Raw genomic sequence first — 2,691 nt, forward strand, 5'->3', positions numbered from 1 at the left:
GCGTGCGCCGCAGGTTTTAGATCTGGATTTTAATTATGCTGAGGTACTTAGTACTAAAAGCTGATAGCCACAAGGCGATACATAGGGTTAGCATATACCCAAATATAGTTTGATTAATTGGGTAATTACTCTGATACGTTGTATTGATATTTTAATCGTCTTTTACTTACCTTGCTCCTTCGATGTGACTGCTAAAATTAGATATGTTTAGATTTGAGGTTATGGTAATTATTGCTATTTGCAATGCATAACATCCTCTAGATTAAAGGAAACTATAAGGAACATAAGAAGTCCCAGAGGTTAGCAAGATTGGTAAGTTCGCATGATATTTATGCTTAGTATTGAGATTAATAATGTAAAAGTGGAAATTCACCAAAATTTCTAAGTTTCAGACTTGCCCCAATGGTTCAAAATTCTCTGACAATGAGTTAGCTAATGTCCATTTCTGACAGCGAGTTCTCTATTCACTTTTGGGGCGTGCGTGGTAGCATTGCAACCCCAGGTTCAACCACAGTCCGCTATGGGGGAAATACTCCTTGTGTAGAAATGCGTTGTCAAGGTGAGCGTATTATTTTTGATGGGGGGACAGGAATTAGAGTATTAGGTCAGCATCTACTCAAACAGATGCCTGTTGAAGCAAGTATTTTCTTTACCCACAGCCATTGGGATCACGTTCAGGGATTTCCATTTTTTACACCAGCTTTTATTAAGGGAAATCTCTTTAAGATTTACGGTAAGATTGCGCCGACAGGTCAAACGATGCAAGAGCGCTTAGAAGAACAGATGCATCACCCTAATTTCCCAGTACCCCTGAGGGTAATGGCATCATGTTTAAAGTTTTTTGACGTAGAAGTTCCCAGTCTGATCGAGCTTGGTCATGACGTGACAGTGGAGACAGGGCTACTCAATCATCCAGGAGAAGCCACAGGATATCGAGTTACCTGTGGCGATCGCGTAGCGGTTTACGCGACGGATACCGAGCATTTTAGCGATCGCCTAGATGAAAATCTCCTTTATCTAGCCCGTGATGCCGACGTACTCATTATGGATGCGACCTATTCCGATGAAGAATATTGGTCGAGTGTAAATCCCAAAATTGGCTGGGGACATTCCACATGGCAAGAAGCAATCAAGGTCGCTGAAGCAGCAAACGTCAAGACTCTAGTCATTTTTCATCACGATCCTCTCCATAGTGACGATCAGCTAGATGAGTTTGGACGGTTGGCGCAGGAGCGGTTTGCGGGGGCTGTGATGGCAAGAGAAGGGATGCATATTTCTATTCCCATTCGTGCTGATGCCAAACCGCTCGTCCAAGTTTGAGCTTTATAATTAAAGTAGTTCAGCAATCAAACCCAATAGAGAGTTGCGGCGCGAAGCGCCGCAACTCTCTATTGGGTTTGATGTCTTGACTTATAGCTAGCTGTCGCCAAGTGTATTAGGACATCAATCCCAAGAATTGAGTTGCGGCGCTTCGCGCCGCAACTCAATTCTTGGGGTTGATGTCTTGATTTAAGTGAATATAGCTATAATTCAGGAAAGTATGACAGCACTTTCCTGAATTGGTATTCAGTTTACTTATGCTTAGCTGAATATTAAGCTGAATATTAGCCCAATGTATTAGCCCAATGTATTAGCCCAAGACAATGCTATCTCCCCAGACAATTGCTAACGACTGCAAATCCAAGAGTTGGAAAATCAAACTGCTATACGATGGGGCATGTCCTTTATGCTTGCGCGAAGTCAATTTTTTAAAGAGTAAAGATGGCGATCGCGGCTTGGTGAAATTCGTTGATATAGCTGCCGATGACTATCAGCCCGCCGACAATGCAGGGATTGATTTTAAAACGGCGATGGGACGCATTCATGCCATCCTACCCGATGACACGATCCTCCAAAACGTAGAAGTATTTCGTCAAATTTACGACCTTCTCGGCATTGGTTGGATCTATGCGATTACCAGATTACCCCTCGTCGGACGATTGGCTGACGCGATATATGGATTTTGGGCAGATTATCGACTCTTGCTGACGGGTCGGGCAGATCTCCAAACCTTGATCGCCGAACGGGAGCAGAGGCTAGCCGCTTGCCAAGATACTTGCCAAAATACTTGTGTAACTAATGCTGAAATTAGTTCGCCGATCGCCGATCGCCAAACATCATGATCGTAACTTGGCTCGCGATCGCCATTTTGTCCTTTGCAGAAGGCTTTGCCCTTAACAAGCTTTTTCCTGCGGACTACCAATGGTTTATGCAATTACGTCGTCCGCGATGGCTTACCTTTGAAGGCGCGATTCCCTTTATTTGGATTGCGATCTTCATTTGTGGCATCACTTCGGCAGCTATCCTTTGGGAAACCCAGCCAGCCACCGTTAATACATGGCTATTGATGGCTGGCTATGCGATCGTTGAGATCGCGATTCTGTCCTATACGCCAATCCTCACCCGTTTGCGAAATGTTCGGGCAGGAGCGATCGCAGGGGCGATCGGTTTTATATTAGGGGCAATTTTAACCATTCAAGTTTGGCAAATTTCTAGCACCGCAGGATGGCTACTCATCCCCTATTTGCTTTGGAGTCCCATCGGTACCTACGTAACATGGGTAATGGCAAGACTCAATCCTCCCGCACCTTAAAAATAGGAATAATAATCCAGTTAAGAAATGGCTACTCCTTTCCCAGTAAAGAATTAGGC

3 protein-coding genes are annotated in these 2,691 nt (G+C 44.3%); all 3 read left to right on the forward strand.

Translation table 11 applies throughout. The features are described from left to right. Nucleotides 1–435: 435 nt before the first annotated feature. The 3 genes from AC805_RS09090 (at nucleotide 436) to AC805_RS09100 (ending at nucleotide 2,632) form a co-directional block, all read left to right on the forward strand. On the forward strand, nucleotides 436–1,320 hold the full coding sequence (locus AC805_RS09090) for an MBL fold metallo-hydrolase (RefSeq protein WP_055075133.1): 885 nt from the start codon (nucleotides 436–438) through the stop codon (nucleotides 1,318–1,320). A gap of 323 nt (nucleotides 1,321–1,643) precedes the next feature. Then, the gene (locus tag AC805_RS09095; RefSeq protein ID WP_055075134.1) at nucleotides 1,644–2,162 is read left to right on the forward strand and encodes a thiol-disulfide oxidoreductase DCC family protein; all 519 of its coding nucleotides are present in this window, start codon (nucleotides 1,644–1,646) and stop codon (nucleotides 2,160–2,162) included. Then, complete coding sequence (locus AC805_RS09100; RefSeq protein ID WP_055075135.1) at nucleotides 2,159–2,632, forward strand: TspO/MBR family protein; 474 nt, start codon at nucleotides 2,159–2,161, stop codon at nucleotides 2,630–2,632. Before AC805_RS09095 ends, AC805_RS09100 begins: the two co-directional genes overlap by 4 nt. The last annotated feature ends 59 nt before the right edge of the window (nucleotides 2,633–2,691 follow it).

It is taken from the genome of Pseudanabaena sp. 'Roaring Creek', from assembly GCF_001402795.1.
Lineage (GTDB): Bacteria > Cyanobacteriota > Cyanobacteriia > Pseudanabaenales > Pseudanabaenaceae > Pseudanabaena.

Coding starts and splice junctions, on each gene's coding strand:
- AC805_RS09100 (WP_055075135.1), top strand. CDS start 2,159: ATGATCGTAACTTGGCTCGCGATCGCCATTTTGTCCTTTGCAGAAGGC.
- AC805_RS09095 (WP_055075134.1), top strand. CDS start 1,644: ATGCTATCTCCCCAGACAATTGCTAACGACTGCAAATCCAAGAGTTGG.
- AC805_RS09090 (WP_055075133.1), top strand. CDS start 436: ATGTCCATTTCTGACAGCGAGTTCTCTATTCACTTTTGGGGCGTGCGT.